22 protein-coding genes and 1 tRNA gene are annotated in these 22,125 nt (G+C 64.6%); 13 read left to right on the top strand and 10 right to left on the bottom strand.

Annotated features, from left to right (window positions below; translation table 11 throughout):
- Window positions 1–9: 9 nt before the first annotated feature.
- The 4 genes from SM753_RS05305 (at window position 10) to SM753_RS05290 (ending at window position 3,770) form a co-directional block, all read left to right on the top strand.
- Window positions 10–366 (top strand): DUF5802 family protein, encoded by a 357-nt coding sequence (locus tag SM753_RS05305; protein WP_323190825.1) that lies wholly within the window; start codon window positions 10–12, stop codon window positions 364–366.
- Window positions 367–520: 154 nt separating this feature from the next.
- Window positions 521–1,411 (top strand): Vms1/Ankzf1 family peptidyl-tRNA hydrolase, encoded by an 891-nt coding sequence (locus SM753_RS05300; protein WP_323190824.1) that lies wholly within the window; start codon window positions 521–523, stop codon window positions 1,409–1,411.
- A gap of 308 nt (window positions 1,412–1,719) precedes the next feature.
- A complete protein-coding gene (locus tag SM753_RS05295; RefSeq protein ID WP_323190823.1) occupies window positions 1,720–2,733 on the top strand; it encodes a DUF1611 domain-containing protein in 1,014 nt (337 codons plus the stop codon).
- On the top strand, window positions 2,730–3,770 hold the full coding sequence (locus SM753_RS05290) for a dipeptide epimerase (protein WP_323190822.1): 1,041 nt from the start codon (window positions 2,730–2,732) through the stop codon (window positions 3,768–3,770). Before SM753_RS05295 ends, SM753_RS05290 begins: the two co-directional genes overlap by 4 nt.
- Before the next feature lie 15 nt (window positions 3,771–3,785).
- Here the strand turns inward: SM753_RS05290 and SM753_RS05285 are convergent, their stop codons facing one another.
- The 7 genes from SM753_RS05285 to SM753_RS05255 all read right to left on the bottom strand — a co-directional run bounded on the left by SM753_RS05285 (window position 3,786) and on the right by SM753_RS05255 (window position 9,546).
- On the bottom strand, window positions 3,786–4,097 hold the full coding sequence (locus SM753_RS05285) for a HalOD1 output domain-containing protein (RefSeq protein WP_323190821.1): 312 nt from the start codon (window positions 4,095–4,097) through the stop codon (window positions 3,786–3,788).
- A gap of 62 nt (window positions 4,098–4,159) precedes the next feature.
- Window positions 4,160–4,816, bottom strand: a complete 657-nt coding sequence (locus SM753_RS05280) for a helix-turn-helix domain-containing protein (RefSeq protein WP_161972946.1) — start codon at window positions 4,814–4,816, stop codon at window positions 4,160–4,162.
- A 207-nt stretch (window positions 4,817–5,023) separates the two neighbouring features.
- Window positions 5,024–5,758, bottom strand: a complete 735-nt coding sequence (locus tag SM753_RS05275; protein ID WP_323190820.1) for a class I SAM-dependent methyltransferase — start codon at window positions 5,756–5,758, stop codon at window positions 5,024–5,026.
- A 39-nt stretch (window positions 5,759–5,797) separates the two neighbouring features.
- The gene (locus tag SM753_RS05270; protein WP_323190819.1) at window positions 5,798–6,877 is read right to left on the bottom strand and encodes an aminopeptidase; all 1,080 of its coding nucleotides are present in this window, start codon (window positions 6,875–6,877) and stop codon (window positions 5,798–5,800) included.
- Between the two features lie 231 nt (window positions 6,878–7,108).
- Window positions 7,109–7,179: transfer RNA gene (locus SM753_RS05265), tRNA-Gly, on the bottom strand.
- A gap of 199 nt (window positions 7,180–7,378) precedes the next feature.
- Window positions 7,379–9,223, bottom strand: coding sequence for a threonyl-tRNA synthetase editing domain-containing protein (locus tag SM753_RS05260; protein ID WP_323190818.1), 1,845 nt, complete (start codon window positions 9,221–9,223; stop codon window positions 7,379–7,381).
- Window positions 9,224–9,369: 146 nt separating this feature from the next.
- Entirely contained in the window at window positions 9,370–9,546 is a 177-nt protein-coding gene (locus SM753_RS05255; protein ID WP_161972947.1) for a hypothetical protein, read from the bottom strand.
- A gap of 107 nt (window positions 9,547–9,653) precedes the next feature.
- Here SM753_RS05255 and SM753_RS05250 point away from each other — a divergent pair, with 107 nt between their 5' ends.
- On the top strand, window positions 9,654–10,676 hold the full coding sequence (locus SM753_RS05250; protein WP_323190817.1) for a hypothetical protein: 1,023 nt from the start codon (window positions 9,654–9,656) through the stop codon (window positions 10,674–10,676).
- 82 nt (window positions 10,677–10,758) lie between these two features.
- Here the strand turns inward: SM753_RS05250 and SM753_RS05245 are convergent, their stop codons facing one another.
- Window positions 10,759–11,601 (bottom strand): PspA/IM30 family protein, encoded by an 843-nt coding sequence (locus tag SM753_RS05245; protein ID WP_323190816.1) that lies wholly within the window; start codon window positions 11,599–11,601, stop codon window positions 10,759–10,761.
- 54 nt (window positions 11,602–11,655) lie between these two features.
- Here SM753_RS05245 and SM753_RS05240 point away from each other — a divergent pair, with 54 nt between their 5' ends.
- From SM753_RS05240 to SM753_RS05205, 8 genes are all read left to right on the top strand, one after another.
- Window positions 11,656–12,264 (top strand): CocE/NonD family hydrolase, encoded by a 609-nt coding sequence (locus tag SM753_RS05240; protein ID WP_323190815.1) that lies wholly within the window; start codon window positions 11,656–11,658, stop codon window positions 12,262–12,264.
- A gap of 147 nt (window positions 12,265–12,411) precedes the next feature.
- The gene (locus tag SM753_RS05235; RefSeq protein WP_323190814.1) at window positions 12,412–13,176 is read left to right on the top strand and encodes a MarR family transcriptional regulator; all 765 of its coding nucleotides are present in this window, start codon (window positions 12,412–12,414) and stop codon (window positions 13,174–13,176) included.
- A 192-nt stretch (window positions 13,177–13,368) separates the two neighbouring features.
- Window positions 13,369–14,256, top strand: coding sequence for a halocin C8-like domain-containing protein (locus tag SM753_RS05230; RefSeq protein ID WP_323190813.1), 888 nt, complete (start codon window positions 13,369–13,371; stop codon window positions 14,254–14,256).
- Window positions 14,257–14,302: 46 nt separating this feature from the next.
- Window positions 14,303–14,665, top strand: coding sequence for a hypothetical protein (locus tag SM753_RS05225; protein WP_323190812.1), 363 nt, complete (start codon window positions 14,303–14,305; stop codon window positions 14,663–14,665).
- Window positions 14,655–16,259, top strand: coding sequence for a hypothetical protein (locus SM753_RS05220; RefSeq protein ID WP_323190811.1), 1,605 nt, complete (start codon window positions 14,655–14,657; stop codon window positions 16,257–16,259). Before SM753_RS05225 ends, SM753_RS05220 begins: the two co-directional genes overlap by 11 nt.
- Window positions 16,260–16,340: 81 nt before the next feature.
- The gene (locus SM753_RS05215; RefSeq protein WP_323190810.1) at window positions 16,341–18,026 is read left to right on the top strand and encodes a CTP synthase; all 1,686 of its coding nucleotides are present in this window, start codon (window positions 16,341–16,343) and stop codon (window positions 18,024–18,026) included.
- Complete coding sequence (gene guaA, locus SM753_RS05210) at window positions 18,026–18,943, top strand: glutamine-hydrolyzing GMP synthase (protein WP_135535703.1); 918 nt, start codon at window positions 18,026–18,028, stop codon at window positions 18,941–18,943. The genes SM753_RS05215 and guaA overlap by 1 nt, the downstream gene beginning before the upstream one ends.
- Window positions 18,943–19,269 (top strand): CTP synthetase, encoded by a 327-nt coding sequence (locus tag SM753_RS05205; protein WP_135535704.1) that lies wholly within the window; start codon window positions 18,943–18,945, stop codon window positions 19,267–19,269. The genes guaA and SM753_RS05205 overlap by 1 nt, the downstream gene beginning before the upstream one ends.
- 78 nt (window positions 19,270–19,347) lie before the next feature.
- Here SM753_RS05205 and SM753_RS05200 read toward each other — a convergent pair whose 3' ends face one another.
- A complete protein-coding gene (locus SM753_RS05200; protein WP_323190809.1) occupies window positions 19,348–20,481 on the bottom strand; it encodes a citrate synthase/methylcitrate synthase in 1,134 nt (377 codons plus the stop codon).
- Window positions 20,482–20,724: 243 nt separating this feature from the next.
- A complete protein-coding gene (locus SM753_RS05195; RefSeq protein WP_323190808.1) occupies window positions 20,725–21,720 on the bottom strand; it encodes a hypothetical protein in 996 nt (331 codons plus the stop codon).
- Between the last annotated feature and the right edge of the window lie 405 nt (window positions 21,721–22,125).

The raw sequence follows: 22,125 nt of genomic DNA, 5'->3' as shown, positions 1-22,125 counted from the left end.
TAGCATAGCATGTTCGAGGAGTTCTCCAGCGGCTACTACTTCGGACGGCTCTACGTCGAGCCGGTCGACGGGGACCGTGCGCTCATGCAGCGGGCACAGCACGAACACGTCAACGAGCAACTGTATGCGACTGGCGAGGGCGTCGAGCGCCTCGACACACCGCTCGTGATGAAACTCGACAACCGACACTTCCCGGTACACGGCGAGGAAGGCGTTCCGTCCGACACGCTCGCCGTGCCCGAGGACCTCCTCGACGACGGTGTTCGAAACCCGCCGTCGCTCCGCGAGGTGCTGCTCGCGAAGGCCGACCGCGCATCGCAACTACTCCGCCTCTCCGGGACCACCGATCCGCCCGCCGGGACCTGATACTGGCGGCTGTCACTTCGGACAGAGAATCGGACCCCAGGGGACCGAGATTCTGTCAGGGATTACAGCCGACAGTATGAGGCCGCGTGGCGAGCGGCGGTGAACGCGGACGAGGGCGGAACCTAAAAGTGGCCGCGCCGCGGCCACACTCTTGATGCTCGACGAGTTGCTGGGCCGGGCGGAACTAAAAGACCGCATCGACGAGTTAGAGGAGGAAAAGACGCATCTCGAACGGCGACTCGAAGCGGAGTCCGACCGCAAGGCTGACGCCGTGACCGCCCGTCAGAACGCCGAAGAGCGCGTCAACCGCCTCGAAGACCGGATCACGGAACTCGAAGACCGGGTCGACCGCGCGGGCGGCGACGACGGTGGGTCGCTCGACTTTCGCGGCGTCAGCGAACTTCGTGGCGACCGTCTGGCCGCCGTGATCGACAGGCTAGAGAGCGTCGAGACCGGCCCCGAAGGAGCGCTGACCGCGATGGTCGACGACGGAGTGCCGGAGGCTGTCCGCGACGCGTTCGGCGACCGCGCAGCGCTGCTCGACCGGGCGAGACCCTGTCTCGTCGTCGCTGACGACGCCGGCCTCGTCGAGGCCGCGCTCGTCCCGCCGGTCGCACCAGACCCCTTCGTCACCTGGGACGACGGGTTTCGGGTCGACCGGCGATGGTTTCTGCCGACCGGATCGTTCGCGCTCGCAGTTGTTCGGGCCGACCTGTTCGCACTCGGCGAGTACGAGGGCCGCGAACGCGTCGCGACGACGACGTTCGAGAGCGACGTGAAGGCGAAACACTCGAAAGGGGGCTTCTCGCAGGGGCGGTTCGAGCGCGTGCGCGACGGGCAGATAGCGGACCACGTCGAGCGGTGCCGGGAGGCTATCGCCGACCGCGAGTCTGACCGACTGATCCTCGTCGGCGAACACACCGTGTTCGACGACGTGGACGTGGACGCGACGGCGACCGCCGCCGTCGACGCGACGGGCGACCCCGAGGACGCGCTGGACGAGGCGTTCTACGACTTCTGGACGACGACGCTGTACCGGGTTTGAACGCTGAACAGCGGCGACGGGCGGCGTTTTCGCTGTTCGTGCCGGACGCCGTACCGACTCCGAGAGAGTGGTCAAGTCTATCCATCCCCGAAGTAATACGGCCAATGACTCGTACGAGAGCCCCGAAGAGCGGTTTGCGAACGCTATCCGGTTAATCCGCCAGGGGTTAGAGCAGGGAGAACGCTGTCTGTCCGTCGCCGACGAGAACTCCAGGGACGACGTGCTGTCGGGACCGGTCCGCCGTCCCGCCGAGCACGTTCGACGCCGCCAACGGTCAGTATAAATCCTCCCCCGAGCAATGATTCCCTATGCGAATCGCCATTCTTGCACACGAGCGGTTTCCCGACCGCGCCAAGACGGGGCTGGGCGTCCTGCGGTACGGTGACGACGACGTCCGGGCCGTGATAGACCGGAACCGTGCCGGTCAGCGCGTGAGCGACCACGTGGGGGACGTACAGGACGCGCCGATCGTCGCGTCGATGGACGACGTCGGCGAGGTAGATGCCCTTCTCATCGGTATCGCGCCGATAGGCGGCGAGTTCGAGGCGTCCTGGCGGCCCGACGTCCGGGCGGCGCTAGAGCGCGGGTGCGACGTCATCTCCGGCCTCCACTACTTCCTCTCGGAGGACGAGGAGTTCGCACGGCTCGCCGCGGAGAACGGGTGCGACCTCCGGGACGTCCGCAAACCGCCGGACGACCTGACCGTCGCCGACGGCGTCGCCGCCGACGTGGACGCGGAGATCGTCCTCACCGTCGGTACCGACTGCTCGGTGGGGAAGATGACGGCGACGATGGAACTGGTCGAGGCCGCGCGGGAGGCGGGCCACGACGCCGCGGTGATCCCGACGGGCCAGACCGGTATCATGATCGAGGGATGGGGGAATCCGATAGACCGCGTGGTAAGCGACTTCACGGCCGGTGCCGTCGAGGAGATGATAGTCGAGAAAGGCGACGAGCACGACTACCTCTTCGTCGAAGGCCAGGGGAGCATCGTTCACCCCGCGTATTCGGCAGTCACTTGCGGGATACTCCACGGGTCGATGCCCGACCGCATGGTGCTGTGTCACCGCGCCGGCCGCGACGCGATCCACGGCTACGAGTCGTTCTCCCTGCCGCCGTTTCAGTCGTACGTCGACCTCTACGAAGAACTGGCTGCGCCCGTTCACGAGTCCGAAGTGGTCGCCGGCGCGGTGAACACGATGGACGTCGAAAGCGACGACGCCGCCCGCGCCGCAATCGACGAGTTCTCGACCGCCCTCGGGCTTCCGGCGACGGATCTGGTGCGGTTCGACCGCGACGACCTGCTGGAGGCGGTACTGTGACCCTCTCCGCGTCGTTCGAGCGTCTGGAGCTGCCGCTCGAAACCCCGTTTACCATCGCTCGGGGCACTCAGACCACCTCCGAGAACGTGGTCGTCCGAATCGAGGACGACGCGGGCGCGGTCGGCGTCGGCGGTGCGGCACCCTCGACACATTACGGCGAGACGGCCGACACCGTCGCGGCCGTCCTTCCGGACCTGCTGGCCGTCGTGGAGGACGTCGGGGACCCGACCCAGCGAGAGCGGATCGAACGCCGGATGCGCGAGGCGGTCCGCGACAATCCCGCGGCCCGGTGTGCGGTGAGCATCGCACTCCACGACCTCGCGGCGAAGCGCGCCGACCAACCGCTCTACCGCTACTGGGGGCTCGACCCCGAGAGGACGGTCGAAACGTCGTTCACTATCGGTCTGGACGAGGTCGACCGAATGCGCGAGAAGACCGCGGACGCGGTCGACCGCGGATACGGCGTCCTGAAGGTCAAACTCGGCACCGACCGGGACGAGGCCGTCATCGACGCCGTCCGGTCGGCGGCGCCCGAGGCCCGGATACGGGTCGACGCGAACGAGGCGTGGACGCCCCGCGAGGCGGTCCGAAAGACGGAACTCCTGGCCGAGTACGGCGTGGAGTTCGTCGAGCAGCCCGTTCCCGCGGAGAACCCTGAGGGACTGCGCTTCGTCTACGAGCGGTCGTCGCTGCCGATCGCCGCCGACGAGTCCTGCGTGACGCTCGCCGACGTGCCGCGGGTCGCCGACCGGACCGACATCGTCACGATCAAACTCATGAAATGCGGCGGACTGCGCGAAGCGCGACGGATGATACACACGGCTCGCGCCCACGGGCTGGAGGTGATGCTCGGCTGTATGATCGAGAGTAACGCGTCCATCGCTGCGGGTGCTCACCTCGCGCCGCTACTCGACTACGCGGACCTCGATGGGTCGCTCTTGCTCGGCCGCGATCCGTACGACGGGGTGTCGATGCCCGACGGTAGGATAGATCTGTCGGCGCTCGAACGGCCGGGGACCGGTGCCCGACGGACCTGAACTCTCTCCCAAGACCTACGACTTCTCTGACGGTCCGCGGACGCGAACCTCGTCCTCCGACAGTTCGACCTCACATCCGGCGAACCGAAATCGGACGCGGACTGTCCCGGCCGCCGCGAGCCGGTCGAGCGCTTCCGGTTCGAGGGTGTCGTACAGCGGGGGCAGATCCGTCATCTCACAGCCGACGGCCGTCTTCACGGCGGAGACGACGGCGGTGGCCGTCGACTCGTAGTCCGCGGGGTCGCGTGTATGTAGCGTCTCAGTGCTCTCGTTCAGCCGAAGTGAGGCGTCGCTCGCGTCACTGTTTTCGTATGGTCCGTCGGACATCGTGCCACCGTATCTATCCACGGAGCGCAGGTAGTGACTGCCTGTGAGTATTCACGACCTTTTTAAGTCGACCGCGGATCGTCGACGAGAACGCGTTCGATGAGGTTCGCGTTCCCGCGTCGCAACCGCGACGACAGCGCGTTCGAGGAGATGTCTAGGTCGTCCGCTACTTCGGCGAGTGTCGCGTTCCGGGGTACGGCAAAGTAGCCGGCCCGGTAGGCGGCCACCAGAGCGGTTCGCTGCTCCTCCGTTACCCCGTGTTCGTGGGTGTCTCCGAGGTCGTCGGGGTGGTAGAGGCGTTCGACGGTAAACGACAGCCCAGCGGTCCGGCACCCGTCGTGAAACGTCGAGAGGCTGTCCTCGTCCGGGAACAGTATCCGGACCTGCCACGTGTCGTTCGCCACGGCTTTCAGCACGGTCGCCTCGGAGCGAGCGAGTACCTCAACTATCCCGTGGTCCTCGGCGTGCCAGTCGACCCGGTAGAGTCGGTCGCTCCCGTCTGACTCCAACTGTTCAGGGTTCCGCGCGGTATCGTCCTCGCGGAGGGCGGCGTCGAAGGCGTCGAGGTCGTCGCTGTGTACCCAGAAGTAGGGGGTCACGCGGTTCTCGGTCGCCGCCGCGACGCGTTCGATCTCAACTGTCGCGTCCGGCACCGCGGCGAGCGTGTGCGCCAGGATGAACTCCTCCGGAGGGATAGCCAACTCCGCGATGCTGCTCATAGTGGCGAAACTACGCGCAGCGAGAAATACACTGCCAGCTGTTAACCGTTCGGGCGTGGTTCGCTGGGTCGTCTAGCAAACCCGGTCACCGACACCAACAGACGGACCACAGTAACGAAGGTCGCGACCGCGGACACGTCACCGCGTAACTTCCGAAACAGGGGTCTCCGACAGTACGACGACAGCCGACAGCGACTTGCCGTGAGCCTACCGCTGGTCGCTGTCGGCCCGGACGACGCATATCTGTGGCCGCTCAGTCACGTTCCACTCGTCGGCGGCGCGCTCGGCGTACTCGGTCGGCGGTCGCGGTTCCTCGAATCGGTCGAGGCGAAACCCCGACTCCGCGAGAGCGTTGATCACGTCGCTCACCGGACGGTGATACGACGTGATACTGACATCGTCCCAGCCGAGTTCGACCGCTGCCGTGTCGTAGTACTCGGTGACTGCGTCGTAGCTCAGATAGTACTGCATGGGGTGGACGACGGCGAAGACGAGCGTTCCCTCAGCGGTCAGTACTCGCCGAAACTCATCGAAGACCGGCCGCCACTCCGACAGATGGTCCAGCACCAGATGACTGAGCACGACATCGAACGCGCCGTCGTCGAACGGTAACGGTTCTGTGAGATCGATCTGCCCGAAATCAGCTCGGTCGCCGTACCGTCGGCGGCAGCTTTCGACTGCCGGCTCGCTCGCGTCGATGCCGACGACCGCCGCGCCGCGGTCGAGGAGCCATCCGACGTGGTCGCCGACGCCACACCCGGCATCGAGGACGCGCCGATCCGTCAGGTCCGGAAGCAACGCCCGCGTGGCCGGCCACGAGTAGTACCGCTGGAGCGGGTTGTCGCCCCACGGGCTCTCCCACCCGCTGCCGTCGTCCGTGTCCGTCGCCATCGCGTCGTATCCCCGTGTCGTCTCGTCCGGATCCTTTTCCGGGTCGACCATCGAACGGTCCGGGCTACGCGGATCCGCGTGATATACTTTCTACTCTTCGAACCGGAACGTTCCGTTTCGCTGGACGACTTCACCGTCGACCTCGATCCGGGAGTTCTCGCTCATGTCGACGAGCATGTCCACATGCATCGCGCTCTCGTTGAACTCGCGGTCGTCGGGAACGCACTCCTCCAAGGCGTTCCCAAGCGCGATGTGGACGGTGTCGCCCATCTTCTCGTCGAACAGCATGTTGTAGGTAAACTCGTCGATGCCGCGGTTCATCCCGATCCCGAGTTCGCCAACCCGACGCGCGCCGTCGTCGGTTTCGAGGACGCTCGCCAGCACTGCCTCGTTCTGATCCGCGGAATGAGACACAACTTCGCCGCCTTCGAAGGTAAGGTGGGCGTTCCGTATCTCTCGACCGTTACGGATCAGTGGCATATCGAACCTCACCTCGCCCTCGACCGAATCCGGAACCGGAGAGGTGAACGCCTCGCCGCCCGGGAGGTTTCGCTTCGCGTAATCGTTGCTCGCCCGCATCCCGTCGACGCTCATCCGGAGATCCGTCCCGTCACCGCTTACGATCCGCACCTCCTCCGCGGGGTCGAGGACCGCTACCATCTGGTCCTGAAACTCGCGCTGGGCCTCCCAGTCCCTGTTGACGGCCTCGTAGACGAAGTCGGTCCACGCGGCGGTGCTCATCTCGGCTTTCTGCGCGTCGGCGGCCGTCGGATACTGCGTAATGACCCACCGCTTGTCGAGACGCTCTTGGAGGATGGGCTGTCGCGCTCGGCCCGCGGCGGCCGACTTCTCCGGGTCGATGTCGCTCGACTCCGCCGAGTTCGCCGAGCCCGTCACCATGATCACCACGTCCGTCTCCTCCATCGCCGCGAGTCGGTGGTCCTTGGTTTCGAAGTCTTCTACGTCCATTTCTCGTGCGTACGCGGAACCGGCGCGGCTGTTGCTCCACGATGTCACCGGCCGCGCGCCGCGATCGCCGAGTTGCTCGTAGAGCGCCACGACGAGGTCGTCTGCCTCCGCCGGTGCCCGGACGAGAACGTTGTCGCCGGCCTCGATGTCCGTACAGTGGTCTACGAGGATCTCCGCGTGTCTCCGAATACGGTCGTCCATGTACGTGACTGACTCGCGGCCATCGTAAACACCTGATCCATGCGCGGTGATAGTGAAGCGGAGACGGTGATGTCGAGATGAGCGCGTTAGCGGGGATTCAAACCCTCCCGGACGTTCCCCTCTCCGGTCGTGGCTGCGTCTGGTCTATTTCAAATCCTTAGGCGAGTTTACTGCTCACGAGGCGGAGAGCACACGCTACGCGGTGCTCATCGGAGTAGTTCGCAGCGAAAATGCGCTGGCGGGGATTTGAACCCCGGTTGTGACCATGGCAAGGTCACGTGATACCACTACACTACCAGCGCCCTGTATACGGAATCATGTGTCGGGGGCTTATAAATGTAGCCAACTCGACCGAGCAGCACTCGGGAATCGAACGCTCGAACTATGGTAGCCAGTGACAGTCATTGCACATTCGACCGCCTGCTGTCGGGCGATCACTGCGTGAACTGTTTCACTGGCTACGAGAGACGTTCCGGTGGTTCGCGTCCCCTCTCGACGATGTTACTCCCCGAACGCGAGCGTTTCGCTGACGCGGCGCGGCCCGTATCGCTCCCGCGCCGGATGCGCGGCGGTCGCCTCGCGGACGGTCCTCGCGAGTTCGTCGACATCCGTCGTACGCTCTCTCCCCGTCGCGCGGTTAGTGACCCGTAACGGCTCCCCATTCCGCTCTCGGTCGCCGACGACGGCGACGTGTGGTACTCGCTCGTCGTCCGCCCGGGCGAGGCGGTCGCCGACCGGAGCGGCGCGGTCGTCCACGTCGGCCCGAACCCCGGCGTCGGTCAGTCTGTCGACGACATCGTCGCAGGTCCCGAGGTGGTCGCCGTCGACGGGGATCAACCGGACCTGTGTGGGAGCGAGCCAGGTCAGCAGTTCCGACCCCTCGCGTTCCGGGCCGGACAGCACCGCCCGGAGCGCGTCGTCAAGCGGGCCCGTCGGCGAACAGTGAAGCAGCGTCGGCGTCCGCGTCCGAGAGCCATCGGAGAACTCGACGCCGAACCTCGCCGCCGTCTCCCTGTCGAGTCGGACGGTCCCGGTTTCGATGGACCGACCGCCGGCGTCCGTCGCGACGAGATCGAGCCTCGCGGACCAGCACCCCGGCCGGTCCGGTACCACCTCGACGAGCGTCGGGCCGTCACCGTCCGCGACCAGCGTCTCGACCCACTCTTCGTGACCCGCGTGGAACTCCTCGGTCACTCGGAGAACCGGCACCGCCGCCGTCTCCAGCGCGGCGTTCGCTTCCCGAACGAGGGTCGCCTGCCGGCGGAACGCCTCGCGTGCCTCCCCCGTGTCCGCGACGGCGGTGTGCATCTCGGGCACGACGTCGACACTGCGGTGGTGGTCCCTCGAATTCGGGGCGTTCCAGGCGTCACCCGACTCGTAGAGCCGGACCGGCAGGTCCGACGCATCGAGATCCGCCGTCGCGAGGAGCGAGCAGTGGCCGAGACAGTGTGCCGGCCGCAGGAACAGGTGACGCTTCCCGGAATCGACCCGGCCGCCGCGACCGCCGAACGCCGCCGCGTGAGCACGTACCGCCTCCGCGTCGAGGTCGTAGGCCCGGGGAGTTTCGACGGGGAGGCCGCCGAACTCCCGCACGAGGTCGTCCGCGTACGCGGTCAGACGGTCCCGGACGAACGCCCCTCGCGGCAACCAGGTCCGCCCAGCGCCCGGCCCCGAATCCGCGGCGAGTCCCGCCCGAGACAGCGTCTCGGCGACGGACTGTCCCTCGTCGGCGGCGGGGCCGGCGTTCGGCCGTTCGCCCGTCACCTCGGCGGCGACGACGCGCCGAAGCGCCGCGCCGAGATCGGCGTTCGTCGCTGTCGGGTCGCGTCGCTCCCCGTCCGGCGTGATCAGGTACCACTCGCTCGCCGACCGCTCCCGGTCCGCGCCGCGATCCGGGTCGACTGTCCGGACACCAGTCGACAGCGGGTGCCCTTTGCAGGACACCTCGAACGATGCGTGCCACCCGACCGGAGCGCGCAACACGTCGTACTCGCCGTCGAGGGCCGCCTCGACCCGACCGAGAACAGTCGCTGCGGTCGTCGTGTCGGCGCGGTCGTCGCTCAGGAGCGGACACGGGTACAGCGCGATGCGATCCGTGTTGAGACTGTCCGCGAGATCCCCGAGTTCCCTCTTCGCCGCCGCGACCGCGGCGTCCACGTCGCTTCCGTCGAGCGGTTCGACGGCGACGAACGCCGTCACACAGTCCTCCAGTTCCCCCGCGGCCGGTACGGTACCGCGTTCCGCGTCGCCGTTCTGTCCCGCTCCTTCCGCCTCTTCAGCCGCTTCGTCCGCTTTCGCGGTAGCCTCGAACGCGATTCGGTCCGAGTGGACGAACAGCACGCGCATAGCTCCACATTCCGAGCGGGCGGCAAAAGGGTGCCGTCGTCCGGGCGAGAGCGGCGGTCACCGGCCGTCATCGAGTTCCTTCGAGAGCGCGGTCTGGGACAGTCTGGACGAACGTGACCGCCGTGACGATAACGGTGCTCATCGAACTACGCTCCGCGACGGAAGACGAACAACACCGTCGACTCCCCCAGTGTGACCGTCTCGTCGAGTTTCCAGCCGTCGGTCGCCTTCTCGTTGAGCAGTTCCTCGAACCGGCGGCTGTCTATCTCACTGGGATAGATCGACACGTCTTCGACTCTGTACTCGTAGCGCTGCTCGCTCATACCGTGAGCGTCCACGGGAACGGGAATAATCCCCGGGCACTCCGTCCGGTCCGACGCTGTCCGGCGCTCGTTCAACGTATATCTGTCTGCTCGTCGTACCCCGGTCCGTGGCAGACGAACCGGCGGATACGATGCGGGGCCGCGGGAGCGATAGCCGGGTGCGCCTGTGGATCCTGCTCGACGCGAACCGGGGGGTGTTGGTCGTCGCGATGGCGGCAGTACTGTTCGCCGTGCTAGTGGTTCTCGGCACGCTCGACGCCACGCCGCTGCGGGCGACGATGCGAGGGACCGACCCGACCGACACGGTCTTTCAGGCGCTCATTACTTCGATAATCACCGGCGTGACGCTGGTGGTCACGATCAACCAGCTCGTCCTTTCCGCGGAACTCGGTCCGCTCGGGACTCAGCGCTCGCGGATGTCGAGTTCGATGGGGTTTCGTGCGGACACGGATGACCTGTTCGGCGATGTCAGCCCGCCGGATCCGGCGGCGTTTCTCAGTGCCCTCGTCGCGACGTCGGCCGACCGGGCCGAGACGCTGCGAGAACGGACCCTCAGTTCGGATGACCCGGAGCTACGCAATGCAGTCGAGGAGTACACCGACAACCTCGTAGACCACGCCCGCACTGTCACCGATCAGTTAGACGGTGTCGAGTTCGGCACCTACGACGTACTTGAGGCGGCGCTGAACTACAATTACAGTTGGAAAATATTCCGGGTACGGCAGATCCGCCACGATCACATGGACGATCTCTCGGACGAACAGCGTCAGGCGTTCGACGACCTCATCCGTGTGTTGACGTTCTTCGGCCCCGCCCGAGAACACTTCAAGACGCTTTACTTCCGCTGGGAGTTAGTCGATCTCTCGCGGGCGATGATCTACACGTCGATTCCGGCGCTCGGCGTCTCCATCGTCTCGCTCCTGTTTCTGGACGCTTCGTCGTTCCCCGGGGCGACGTTAGGAGTAGATAACGTCCTGTTGATCGTCTGTCTTGGCGTCACGGCCGCCGTCGTCCCGTTCCTCGTCCTGGTCGCCTACATCCTGCGGATCGCCACTATCGCGAAGCGGACGCTCGCTATCGGCCCGTTCATCCTCCGCGAGAGCGAACGGTCCGGCGGAAGCGGCGACTGACCTGTCATAGCGACTGTTGTACGTCAGTTCGGTAGTTCGCCGACCGGTGTCGGCGACTATCGGCACACGGTTACAACAGTCCCTATCTGCTTTCCTCGCTTTTGATGTCCTCTAACTCCTCCTCGACTTCGGTTTCGTCGACATCGACGTCTACCTCCTCGCCCGTGTCGGTCTCGAACTCGACGTCTTCCTTGCCCTCGGGTTCCGCTTCGGTGTCAGGCGACGTTTCCTTGCCCATTTCGGCTTTCAACGTGTCCAGTTCGGCGTCGACCTCGCCGCCGGTGCGAACCTCTTCGAGTTCGCGGTCCAGTTGGTCCTTGTCGGAGAGTGCGTCTTCGAACACGCCCTCGTCCTGGAGTTCGTCCATCGCTGCGGCCCGCGCCTCCATCTCGTCTGTGCGCTCTTCGGCGCGTTCGATGGAGCGGCCGACGTCCTCCATCTCGTTGCCGGCACCGGTCATCGCTTCGGAGACGCGTGCGCTGGCCTCCGCGGCCTCGTAGCGCGCCTTCATCGTCTCTTTCTTGGTACGGAACTCCTCGATGCGCTGCTGGAGCGACTCCTTTTTGTCGACGAGGTTGTCCTGCGTGTTCTGGAGGTCCGCTATCTGAGCCTCCAGTTCCTCTATCTGGGTCATCTTCGCCTTCTTTTTCTCCAGCGCGCGCCGCGCGAGGTCGTCTCGGTCCTGGCTGACAGCCTGTCGCGCCTGTTCGTTGTGCTTCTCGACGTTCTCCTCGAGCCGGTTTTTCTGCATCTCCAGACGCTTTTTCTGCGTCGTGAGATCGGCGATCCCACGTTTTACGTCCTGGAGTTCGTCACGCATCTGCTCGTAGGAATAGTCAAGCGTCTCCGTGGGGTCCTCAGCCCGGTTCAATAGCGAATTCATCTTCGACCGGATAACGTAGGAGGCCCGCGAGAGTATTCCCATACCGTTATTTAGGGAACGCGTGACTTAAAATCCTGACTCCCCCTAGAAGCGGACATGTCCTCTACTGACGTACTGATCCCCGGCCCACGGGACGTCCGCGCAACAATAGATACGCCGGATGGCGAGGCGGAGGCGACGGCCTGCGTCGTCGCCTGCCCGCCGCACCCGCAACACCGCGGACACCGCGGCGACGACCGTCTCGTGGCGGTGAGCGATGCACTCACGTCTCGCGGATTCGACTGCCTCCGGTTCGACTACGGCGACTGGGACGAGGGGTACGGGGAACGGGAGGACGCGCGTAATGCTGTCCGCTGGGCGGCGGAACGATACGACTGCGTGGGGCTGTTCGGATTCAGTTTCGGCGGGGCCATGGCGCTGCTCGCCGCCGCGACGGTCGACCGCGACGTTGCTGGCCTATCAGTGCTCGCCCCCGCGTCGCGACTCGGCGACGACTTGGACGCGGCGGCCGCACTCGACGGCCTGAACTGCCCAGTTCAGGTCATCTACGGGACGCGCGACGATACAGCAGACCCGGAGCCTGTCGTCAAGCGGGCGCGCGAGCGTGGCGACGAGGTGGTCGAACTGTCGGCGGACCACTTCTTCATCGGAAAACACGACCGGATCGGCGAGCGAGTCGGAGAGTTCTTCGAAGCGGCCGCGTAGACGCCAGTCTCACACTCTCTGCTGGTAAATCTGTGCGAAACTGAAACACGGGGGAGCGCGTCCGTCAGCGTCGGTAGTTCGGAATATACACATTAATTACGTGATTTATAGGGTAATTATAATACGTTGCGGCGAAACTACTCAACTATGTCCGCCCTGGGACAGTTATCCTACCTGGTCCGATCCGAAAACCGCCCCGCCCTCTTACGTACGATAAAAAACCACCCTGGCCGTCCGTGCGACATCGTCGAACGGTGCCGTATCTCGCGGGCAACGGTACAACGGATCATCTCAGATTTCGAGGAGCGCGGTTGGATCGCAAAGCGGGACAGTCGGTACCATCTCACCGCCGCGGGATCGATCATACTCGAACAGTACGAAACCGTCGCCAACACCGTCAACCGAGTGACTGAAGCCGCACCCGTTCTCCGTCATTTCGACGCGGACGCCGCGCCGCCGCTGGCATCGCTGGCAGACAGCACGCTCGTTACCGCGACCGAACAGGACCCCCACGCCCCGCTTTCGCATTACATCGACACGCTCGATCAGTCAACTGCTACCAGCGTTCGGCTGATGACGCCCGTTACGAGTCCGATACTCGACGACGTACACTCCCGCCTCCTCGAAGCCAGTACCAGCATCACGGTGATGACGACCGAACCGGTCATAAACGACCGTTCGACGGATCACTGGATCACGGACGTTCCCGCGAGATCGCTTTTCGTCCACCCCGGGCCGCTACGGACGGGGTACGCTCTCCTCGAAGACCGCGTCTTAGTCACTACGTACGACGACCAGGGCCACATTCAGGGGTGTCTCGACGGCTCTGCTCCCCAGATCCGAACCTGGGCGACCGAACAGTTCGAATCCGCGAGAGGCAGCGCGCGTCGCCTGTCGGTGATCCGAAACTGATGGGCCGACGTTCGACCCGTGACGGACGTCTCAAAGCGTGAGATAATCTCTCAATCCGTCGCCTGACTGCGTTTCGATCATCCCGCGCCCGCTGCATATTTTCACGGGGTGACTTGATTTCATTCTTTATTATAGTATCAGAAGTTAATTATACAGTATCACTCCACATCTTTCCTTCTGGAGTCACAATCCATGTCTGATAGGAACGATACGGCGGAAGACGTCGCGGAAGAGCTGAACGAACAGGTCGACGCCGGCGGATGCGGGGAGACGTGGGACGCGATGTCCCGGATCCGAGATCGATCTGACGGACAGGGTCGACGGAAGTTCCTCCGGATGGGTGCCGCGACCGTCTCGTTGGTCACACTGGGTGCCTCTTCGGTGTCAGCCGACGAGTTCACGGACGAGGACGAGGTCGACACGTCGGTGTACGACGAACTGACGGACGCGGAAGCGCGTCGAGCGTTCGCCCGCCTGTCACGGACCAGCGAGTTCCATGCCCTCGCGCGAGAGGTCCGCGAGCGGGGCCACGAACTCGACAGAGAGGGCATCCTCGTCGGTCGCGTCGATAGCGAGGAACAGGTGGATCTGGCGTCAGTCCCCATCAAGGGAGCGGACGCTGACGAAGCGTATCTCACCATCGGCCGGTCGCTTGACACCGGCACCGTCACGGTCGCCTCGCTCGAATACGTCGAGAAACCCGATGCGGACGCGGCGGACGCACAGTCGGTCGACGACCTCGACGGAACGATAACCGCCGAAACCGTCGACGCGCTCGACGGGATGTCGACATCGACGCACACGGCGGATTTTAGCGGGTCAGCGAGCGAGACGAACGCAGTCACGGCCGACGACTGGGATATCGGCTGCTGGGGCTGTAAGAAGGCCGTCGAGCAGATCTGTCGTATCGGTTGCGGGGCTTCGACCGCGTTCATCTGCGGCGTCCTCAGCGGCATGAACATCATCGCCGGAGGCGGCTGTTTCACGTTCACGCAGGCGGCGTGCTACGTGATCTCGAAACTCGGGTGCGGGGTCGATTACGAGGCGATATGTTCTCACGACAGACTCGATCTGTGTTAAGTTTCTAAGAACAAAGTTTACCCCCATCACGACACAATCTTAACTCATGTTGGTAGAGATGATAAGCGAGAACCGGTTGATCGTTTTGAACGCAGTGGTAACGAGCATCAGCGGCGCAGTCCTCTACGCTCTCACTCTTACCGACTTCACGCAGTGGAACGCCGCGGCCGTTGCGCTCGGGGCGCTTGCCGTAGTCTGTTATGCAGTCGGCTACAGTGTGTTCGGCCACGAACCGGTTACGCTCGCTGGAGGTGGTGGCGGATTGCTTATCGCCGCGGTTATCACGGGGATATTCACGCCGATCACCGGTGACGACGCGTTGATGATTATCGGCATGGGTATCTGGATCCTGATCATGCTACCGGTGTACGAGAGCGGAATGGGTACCGGAAGCAGTCGTGGTATCTGAGGACGCCCGCCGCGTCGCCGTCGCGGAACTGCGACGGACGTGTCGGCGGGCGTTCGAAAACGACCGGCGACTCCTGCTGTTTGCGGCGACGACCGTACTTGCTGCGCCCTTCTGGTACATCGGCGGAACGTACGTGTACAGGTTCGGCGAACGGATCGGACGCGGGTCGGTCGCGGTTCCGATCGAAGAGTTCGTCGCCGGACAGCTGTCGCTTCTGGCGGTTTTCACGCTCGGGATCGCCTTCCTTCGGGCGGTCTACAGCACCGGTTATCCGGACGCCAGCGACGCCGTACTCGTCGCCACGTCGGCCGGCGACGTCGCCGTCGGTCTCGTCCTGGCGGAGTGCATCCGGATACTCGTCGCCGTCGGACTGCCCGTTTTCGTGTTCATTACGCTGTTTGCGTCGGGAACCAGAGACCTGCTTCTCGTCGTAACCGGTTGCGTGACTGTCGGTCTCCTCGTGACGGCCTGCGTGACCTGTGGGTATCTCAGTGGTCTCGTGGCAATGCCGTCCCTTCGCGGCCTCAGCCGGAACGCGAGATGGGTACTTGGGGGGACAGTCCTGCTGAGCGGTGTCGTCATTCTGTCCGGATACGAGGGCGGAAACTGGTTCGGCGCGGAGTTCGCCGCCGCCCGTTTTCCGATCAACGGGTACGTCGACCTGTTTTTGCTCGGGGCGGACCGGGGTTCGGCAACGAGTCGTCAGGTCGCCGTGGCCGCTGCGACCGCAGTCGCGTTTCCGGTGGCTGTCGTCGCTGCGCTCCGGCGGACGGTGAGTGCGGTGTGGTTCACGACTGTACCCGACCGTTCTGAGCCGACGGCCGACCGTTCGAGAACCCGGCACGCTCCGTTCGGGTGGTCCCAACCGTCCCGAGTCGCGTGGCTCCAGATCGTCCGCGCCGTCCGGAACCCCCACCGTCTCGTCCACGTTCTCTACTCCGGGCTGGTGATCCTGCCGGGGTTTCTCCCGGCCGGCGGGGGGCGCACCGAGTTCCTCCGGACGGTGCTCCTTCTGTTGCCGCCGACCGCGGTCGTGTACTGCGCCTGGCTCAGCGGGGCGCTGTTCTGTCTGAACCCCATCGGAGACGAAGGACCGATGTACTCTCAACTGCTGATCGCCCCCGTCTCCGGGCGAGAAATCATCCGTGGTCGCATCCTCGCGGGACTGTGTGTCTCGGTTGCGCCGACGGTCGTCGTCGTCGTCGCGCTCGGCGTCGTCGGCCCTATCTCGGCGGGGCAAACGCTGACACTGGTTCTCTACGGCGTCGTACTCTCCGTGTGTGCGGCCGCGGTCGCCAGCGGACTCGGCTGTCTCGTCCCGGCGACCGAACCGACGGCCGTCTCCGATACGCGCGAAGTGATCCTCCCGAATCTCGTTGTTCTTGGCCTGTACTCGTTCGTCGTCGGCGTCGTCGGACTGGTCGGCCTTCTCCTCCTGTTTGTCCCCAGCGCGTTTCGGATCGCCGTCCCGACGTACTCCGCCGAGCAGATCCAACTGGTCGGTGGTGTCGGAACTGCGACCGTCGGTGTTGCCGTCGCCGTCAGCGCGTATCTGTACGCTGCCGCTCGTTTCGACCGCTACACGCTATCCTGATGGTTCCGCCGTATCACGGCAAAGTATCACGCTCGGACAAGGGTCCGAAATGGTTTTGAGTCGCGGTTGCGGACAATCGGTATGCCGACCGATCCTGAATCCGAATACGACCCCACACTGGGGAACAAGTTCGTTTTCGTCACTGGAGGCGTGATGTCTGGTCTCGGGAAAGGGATCACCGCCGCGAGCACCGGGCGTCTTCTGAAAAACGCCGGGTTCGACGTGACGGCGGTCAAGATAGACCCCTACCTCAACGTCGACGCCGGGACGATGAACCCCTACCAGCACGGCGAAGTGTACGTGCTGAAAGACGGCGGTGAGGTCGACCTCGACCTGGGGAACTACGAGCGGTTCCTCGACGAGGACATGACCTTCGACCACAACATCACGACGGGCAAAACGTACCAGCACGTCATCGAGAAGGAACGCGCGGGCGACTACCTGGGCAAGACCGTCCAGATAATCCCGCACGTCACGACCGACATCAAGCGGCGCATCCGCGAGGCCGCCGAGGGGACCGACGTCTGTCTCATCGAAGTCGGCGGTACCGTCGGCGACATCGAGGGGATGCCGTACCTCGAAGCGCTCCGACAGTTCGCTCACGAGGAAGACGAGGGGGACATCCTCTTCACTCACGTCACGCTCGTTCCGTACTCGAAAAACGGCGAACAGAAGACCAAACCGACCCAACACAGCGTCAAGGAGCTTCGTTCTATCGGGCTCCAGCCGGACATCCTCGTCGGGCGCGCGGACGATAAACTCGAACCGCACACGAAAGAGAAGATCGCGCTGTTTTGCGACGTTCCGACGGACGCCGTCTTCTCGAACCCGGACGTCGAGGACATCTATCACGTGCCGCTGATGGTCGAAGAGGAGGGCTTAGACGAGTACGTCATGCAGGAACTCGGTCTCGCCGACGATGCGCTGCCGACGGCCGACCGCGACAACCGCTGGCGCGAGGTCGTCACCCGCGAGCGCGAGGGCGAGGTCGACATCGCGCTCGTCGGCAAGTACGACCTGGAGGACGCGTACATGTCCGTCAACGAGGCGCTGAAACACGCGGGTCTCGCGAAAGGCGTCAACGTGAACGTCCAGTGGGTCGACTCCGACGAGATGATCGACGAAACCGACGGCGGCGAACACCGACGCCGGCTCGAAGCGGCCGACGGGATCGTCGTTCCCGGCGGGTTCGGATCCCGCGGCACCGAAGGGAAGATCCGGGCGATACAGTACGCTCGCGAACACGACGTGCCGTTTCTCGGACTGTGCCTCGGCTTCCAGATGGCCGTCGTCGAAGTGGCGCGGAACGTGCTCGGCTACGAAGACGCACACAGCGCCGAGATGGACGAGGAGACGAGCAACCCCGTCATTGACATCCTCCCGGAGCAGTACGAGGTGTCTGATATGGGCGGGACGATGCGTCTCGGCGCGCACCAGACCGACATCACGCCGGGGACGCTCGCCGAGGACGTGTACGGCGGTTCAGCGTGCACGGAGCGACACCGACACCGCTACGAGGTCAATCCGAACTACTTCGAGGACTTCGCCGAGACGGATCTGGTCTTCTCGGGTCGCGCGGGCAACCGCATGGAGATACTCGAACTCGACAGTCACCCGTACTTCCTGGGCACGCAGTTCCACCCCGAGTTCCGCTCCCGGCCGGACCGCGCGTCGCCGCCGTTTGTCGGACTCGTCGACACCGTGATGGAACGCGCCGGCGTCGACGGTGCCGACGACGCGGCCGAGGCAACGGAGGTGGAAGCCTGATGGTCGACGTAGACTCGTTCATCGACGAGAAGATAGCCGAGATAGCCGACGCGGTCGGCGACGCGAACGCCGTCATCGCGCTGTCGGGCGGCGTCGACTCGTCGACGGCCGCCGCGCTGGCGTACGAGGCCATCGGCGACCAGTTGACACCCGTCTACGTCGACACCGGCCTGATGCGGAAAGGCGAGACCGATCAGTTGAGAGAGACGTTCGACTACATGGACTCGCTCCGGATAGTCGACGCCCGGGACCGGTTCCTCGACGCGCTCGGAGACACGACCGACCCCGAGGAAAAGCGCCACATAATCGGCGAGCAGTTCATCCGGGAGTTCGAGACCGTCGCGAAGGAGGTCGACGCGGACTACCTCGTACAGGGGACCATCTACCCTGACCGCATCGAGAGCGAGGGGACGATCAAGTCCCACCACAACGTCGGCGGACTGCCCGACGTGGTCGACTTCGACGGTATCGTCGAGCCGATGCGCGACCTCTACAAGGACGAGGTCCGCGAGGTCGCCCGCGAACTCGACCTCGACGAACTCGTCGCCGAGCGGATGCCGTTCCCGGGTCCCGGACTCGCGGTTCGGATCATCGGCGAGGTCACCGAGGAGAAACTCGAGGTCGCGCGCGAAGCGAACCACGTCGTCGAGGAGGAACTGGTGGAGTACGAGCCCTGGCAGGCGCTGGCCGCCGTCATCGGCAAGGCGACGGGCGTCAAGGGGGACAACCGCGTCCACGGTTGGGTCGTCTCCGTCCGCTCCGTCGAATCGCGGGACGGCATGACCGCCCGCGCCCAAGAGATCGACTGGGAGACGCTCCAGCGGATCCAGTCCCGGATCACCGGTTCTCACGAGAACGTCGCGCGGGTCGTCTACGACGTGACACACAAGCCGCCGGCCACCATAGAGTACGAGTGATGCAGGTAGTGTTCGCGGGCCACGACGACGAGGGACTGATTGTGAACCTGGAAGGCGAGGGGAACGAGGTCGCGACGGTCGAGGAGATAGCCACGCGCCCCGCGCTGGAGGAGGCCGGCATCGTCGACGCGGACCTGTTCGTCCTGACGGACGTGGAACAGGCGACCGCCGTCCCCATCGCGAAAGACCTCAACGACGACCTCCGCGTCGTCATCTACTCGCGGGACTCGTTCCCGGAGTTCGCCAGCGCGCAGGTCGACCTCGCAGTCGACCCCGACCTGCTCGGCCCGGACGCGGTCGCCGAGGAACTGAGCGGTACTGCGTAACCGCTGAGTACGAAAGTGCCGGGCAGTTCCGACTGCTCGACTGTTCTGTGTGGCGTTATGTCCCACTCCGTTCGGCTGCTATCGGTTCTCGACGGGGGTCCACGTTCGGTCCGTCTCCCCGACGTAGCGAGAGCGCGGTCTGATGAGGCGGTTGTCGTCTAGCTGTTCCAGGCAGTGCGCCATCCACCCGCCGACTCGGGACACCCCGAACGTCGCCGTGAACAGGTCCCGCGGGACGCCGACGCCGCGCAGCAGGGCCGCGGTGTAGAACTCGACGTTCGTCTCCAACCGTCGGTCCGGCTTGTGCTCGGCCAGAACGTCGACGGCGACGTTCTCGAACTCCCGGACAGTCTCGAAGAAGGAGTCGTCGCCCGCCGCCTCGTAGAACCGCTCGGCGGCCGTCGAGAGCACCGCCGCCCGCGGGTCCCGGACGCGGTAGACACGGTGGCCAAAGCCCATCAGTCGCTCGCCGGACTCCAGCGTCTCGCGGACGTACGCCTCGGCGTCGCCGGACTCGTGGACCTCTTCCAGCATGTCGAGGACAGGGCCGGGAGCACCGCCGTGCAGTGGACCTTTGAGCGTCCCGACGGCGGCCGCCGCCGCGCTGACGACGTCCGATTCGGTCGAGACCACCGTTCGGGCGCTGAACGTCGACGCGTTCAGGCCGTGGTCTATCACGGTGTTGAGATAGGTTTCCAGCCCCCGCACTTGTGGGTCGCTCGGCTCCTCTCCCGTCAGCATGTAGAGGTAGTTCGCCGCGTGGCCCAGTTCCTCGCGGGGCGCGACCGGTTCCGCTCCCTGGCGGTAGCGCCAGTACGCCGCGACGATGGTCGGCAGTACGGCGATGACGCGTCGGGCGTCCTCTCGCGGGTTCTCCTCGCCCGTTCCGAGATTCGCCGCCGCAGCGCCCATCCGAAGGGCGTCCATCGCGGGCTTTTCCTCCTCGGCGGCCCGCCGGAGGACCGCCCGAACCTCGTCTCCCACTTCGCGGCGGTTCGCGAGATCGGCGCGGAATTCGGCGAGTTCGTCGGCGGCAGGAAGGCGGTCGTTCAACAGGAGGAAGACGCTCTCCTCGTACGTCGCGTCGACCGCGAGTTCCTTGACCGGGAACCCGCCGATAACGAGTTCGCCGGACTCGCCGTCGATGTAGCTGAGTCGCGTCTCGGCGACCGTGATACCCTCGAGTCCTCGATTGAGGTCTGATCCGGGCATATCGGTTTGTTATGCGGGCGGCGGTATAAGTTGTGGCGACGTGTCGTGGCAGGAACAAGACGGTGCCGCACGTCGGTGAGTCGTGGACCGCGAACCGTCGGCCAAACACGCGGTTTCGCCGCTTGCTACGCCCGGTCCGAAACGACGTCTGTCCCCGGTGAGGGGTGCCTCTGACAACCGGCTGGCGTGCCGGGGACAGTGGGATGACAGGAGCCTGGGACCAACCGTGAGGCCGCCTGTAGTTTAGTGTTCCAGTACCGTTCCGCCAGCGCCGACGGCGATGTCGGTGGTGCTCTGGAGCACCGCCTTCAGGTTCTCGCCGGTCGGCGTGTCGGCCTGCGTCCACTGATCGCCGTCGTACTCGTACAGTTTCCCTCCACCGCCGACGGTGTAGCCTTCGCCTGACGTGATGATGACGTCTTGCAGGCCGGCGTCGCCGGTGTCGGCCGAGGTCCACTGGGATCCGTCGTAGTGAAACACCATACCGCCGCCGCCGGAGACCCAAACGCCGTCGCAACCGTCGCTGTCGGCGTCATCAGACTCCGTCTGATGGGCTGTCTCGCTTCGCGAGACAACGCCGTAGAAGTTGACGTTGGCGTCCTGCAGACCGATCGGCTCCCAGGTCGCGCCGTCGGTCGTCTCGAAGACGCGGCCGTTCGAGTCGACGGCGTGGCCGGAGCGGTCGTCGTGGAAGTCGATGGACTGGATCGCGGAACCGCTTCCGGGCGTCACGTACTCCCACGTGCCGGACTCGCCGTTCTCGAAGCTGTAGTAGATCTTTCCGGAGTCGCCCGCCACGTACACGTTCGCGCTGCCACCTTCGCCGGTCACAGCGACGTCGTTGTAGTTGTTCGTGTTGTCGTTGGGTGCGGAGTGGTCCTCGAGGTTGCCCGTTTCGACGTCGTACTCTCCGATTACTCCGCTCGACCCGACGAACCACATGCGCGTGCCGTAGTCCGTCGTGTCCGAACCGTACAGGTCGTTACCGTTGCCGGTCGGCCCGCCGTCGAGGACCTTCTTCCATCCTTCGTTCGTGCGGTGGATGACGATACCGCCCTCACCGACGGCGTAGTAGCCGTTGGTCGTGACTTCGGTGCCGTGGAGAGTGCCCTCCGTCGGTGTCTCGACTGCCCGCCACTCTTCATCGCTCGCCTGCACGCTTGTCGGTACCGCAGCGATCGCGGCCGTGCCGCCGATCGCCTTCAGGACCGTTCGTCGATTCGGGTTTGAGTCGAACATGCTACATCCGGGACGTACCGGCATAGGGTATTAAACCCGAGAAGTAGTTTGGTCGGATTAACTCCTTTTGCGCGGTTTTATTGTATATAAGAAAGTCTATGTCGGATTGTGTATGTTCTCGTGATTGGTGTTGAGACAGTTCAATACATACGATTTAATAGAAACGGCCTGAACTGTAAATGGTAATATACAGTTCATTTTTAGCAGAGCTCGGGAACCGTCTCTGGACAGGGCCTCACGAGTTGCCAGTTGTCGGGCCGTTCGCCTTTGCTGTGGACACCTAGCCGACTGCCCAGGTGACGAGCGTTCCGCCGCTCTAACCGAAGCAGGCTCTGGTGAATCGCCAGAAGGCGTTTGATTTCACTGTTTCACGGCTCGCTTGATGTTGTAGACCGTACACATCAG

Source organism: Halostella sp. PRR32 (assembly GCF_034808085.1).
GTDB classification, from domain to species: domain Archaea; phylum Halobacteriota; class Halobacteria; order Halobacteriales; family Natronoarchaeaceae; genus Halostella; species Halostella pelagica.
Note: the sequence above shows the minus strand (reverse complement) of the source record. Positions and strands in the feature narration are given on the sequence as shown.

Coding starts and splice junctions, on each gene's coding strand:
- SM753_RS05215 (WP_323190810.1), top strand. CDS start 16,341: ATGCCGACCGATCCTGAATCCGAATACGACCCCACACTGGGGAACAAG.
- SM753_RS05195 (WP_323190808.1), bottom strand. CDS start 21,720: ATGTTCGACTCAAACCCGAATCGACGAACGGTCCTGAAGGCGATCGGC.
- SM753_RS05260 (WP_323190818.1), bottom strand. CDS start 9,223: ATGCGCGTGCTGTTCGTCCACTCGGACCGAATCGCGTTCGAGGCTACC.
- SM753_RS05275 (WP_323190820.1), bottom strand. CDS start 5,758: ATGGTCGACCCGGAAAAGGATCCGGACGAGACGACACGGGGATACGAC.
- SM753_RS05230 (WP_323190813.1), top strand. CDS start 13,369: ATGTCTGATAGGAACGATACGGCGGAAGACGTCGCGGAAGAGCTGAAC.
- SM753_RS05245 (WP_323190816.1), bottom strand. CDS start 11,601: ATGGGAATACTCTCGCGGGCCTCCTACGTTATCCGGTCGAAGATGAAT.
- SM753_RS05235 (WP_323190814.1), top strand. CDS start 12,412: ATGTCCGCCCTGGGACAGTTATCCTACCTGGTCCGATCCGAAAACCGC.
- SM753_RS05240 (WP_323190815.1), top strand. CDS start 11,656: ATGTCCTCTACTGACGTACTGATCCCCGGCCCACGGGACGTCCGCGCA.
- SM753_RS05200 (WP_323190809.1), bottom strand. CDS start 20,481: ATGCCCGGATCAGACCTCAATCGAGGACTCGAGGGTATCACGGTCGCC.
- SM753_RS05205 (WP_135535704.1), top strand. CDS start 18,943: ATGCAGGTAGTGTTCGCGGGCCACGACGACGAGGGACTGATTGTGAAC.
- guaA (WP_135535703.1), top strand. CDS start 18,026: ATGGTCGACGTAGACTCGTTCATCGACGAGAAGATAGCCGAGATAGCC.
- SM753_RS05255 (WP_161972947.1), bottom strand. CDS start 9,546: ATGAGCGAGCAGCGCTACGAGTACAGAGTCGAAGACGTGTCGATCTAT.
- SM753_RS05225 (WP_323190812.1), top strand. CDS start 14,303: ATGTTGGTAGAGATGATAAGCGAGAACCGGTTGATCGTTTTGAACGCA.
- SM753_RS05270 (WP_323190819.1), bottom strand. CDS start 6,877: ATGGACGACCGTATTCGGAGACACGCGGAGATCCTCGTAGACCACTGT.
- SM753_RS05295 (WP_323190823.1), top strand. CDS start 1,720: ATGCGAATCGCCATTCTTGCACACGAGCGGTTTCCCGACCGCGCCAAG.
- SM753_RS05285 (WP_323190821.1), bottom strand. CDS start 4,097: ATGTCCGACGGACCATACGAAAACAGTGACGCGAGCGACGCCTCACTT.
- SM753_RS05305 (WP_323190825.1), top strand. CDS start 10: ATGTTCGAGGAGTTCTCCAGCGGCTACTACTTCGGACGGCTCTACGTC.
- SM753_RS05280 (WP_161972946.1), bottom strand. CDS start 4,816: ATGAGCAGCATCGCGGAGTTGGCTATCCCTCCGGAGGAGTTCATCCTG.
- SM753_RS05300 (WP_323190824.1), top strand. CDS start 521: ATGCTCGACGAGTTGCTGGGCCGGGCGGAACTAAAAGACCGCATCGAC.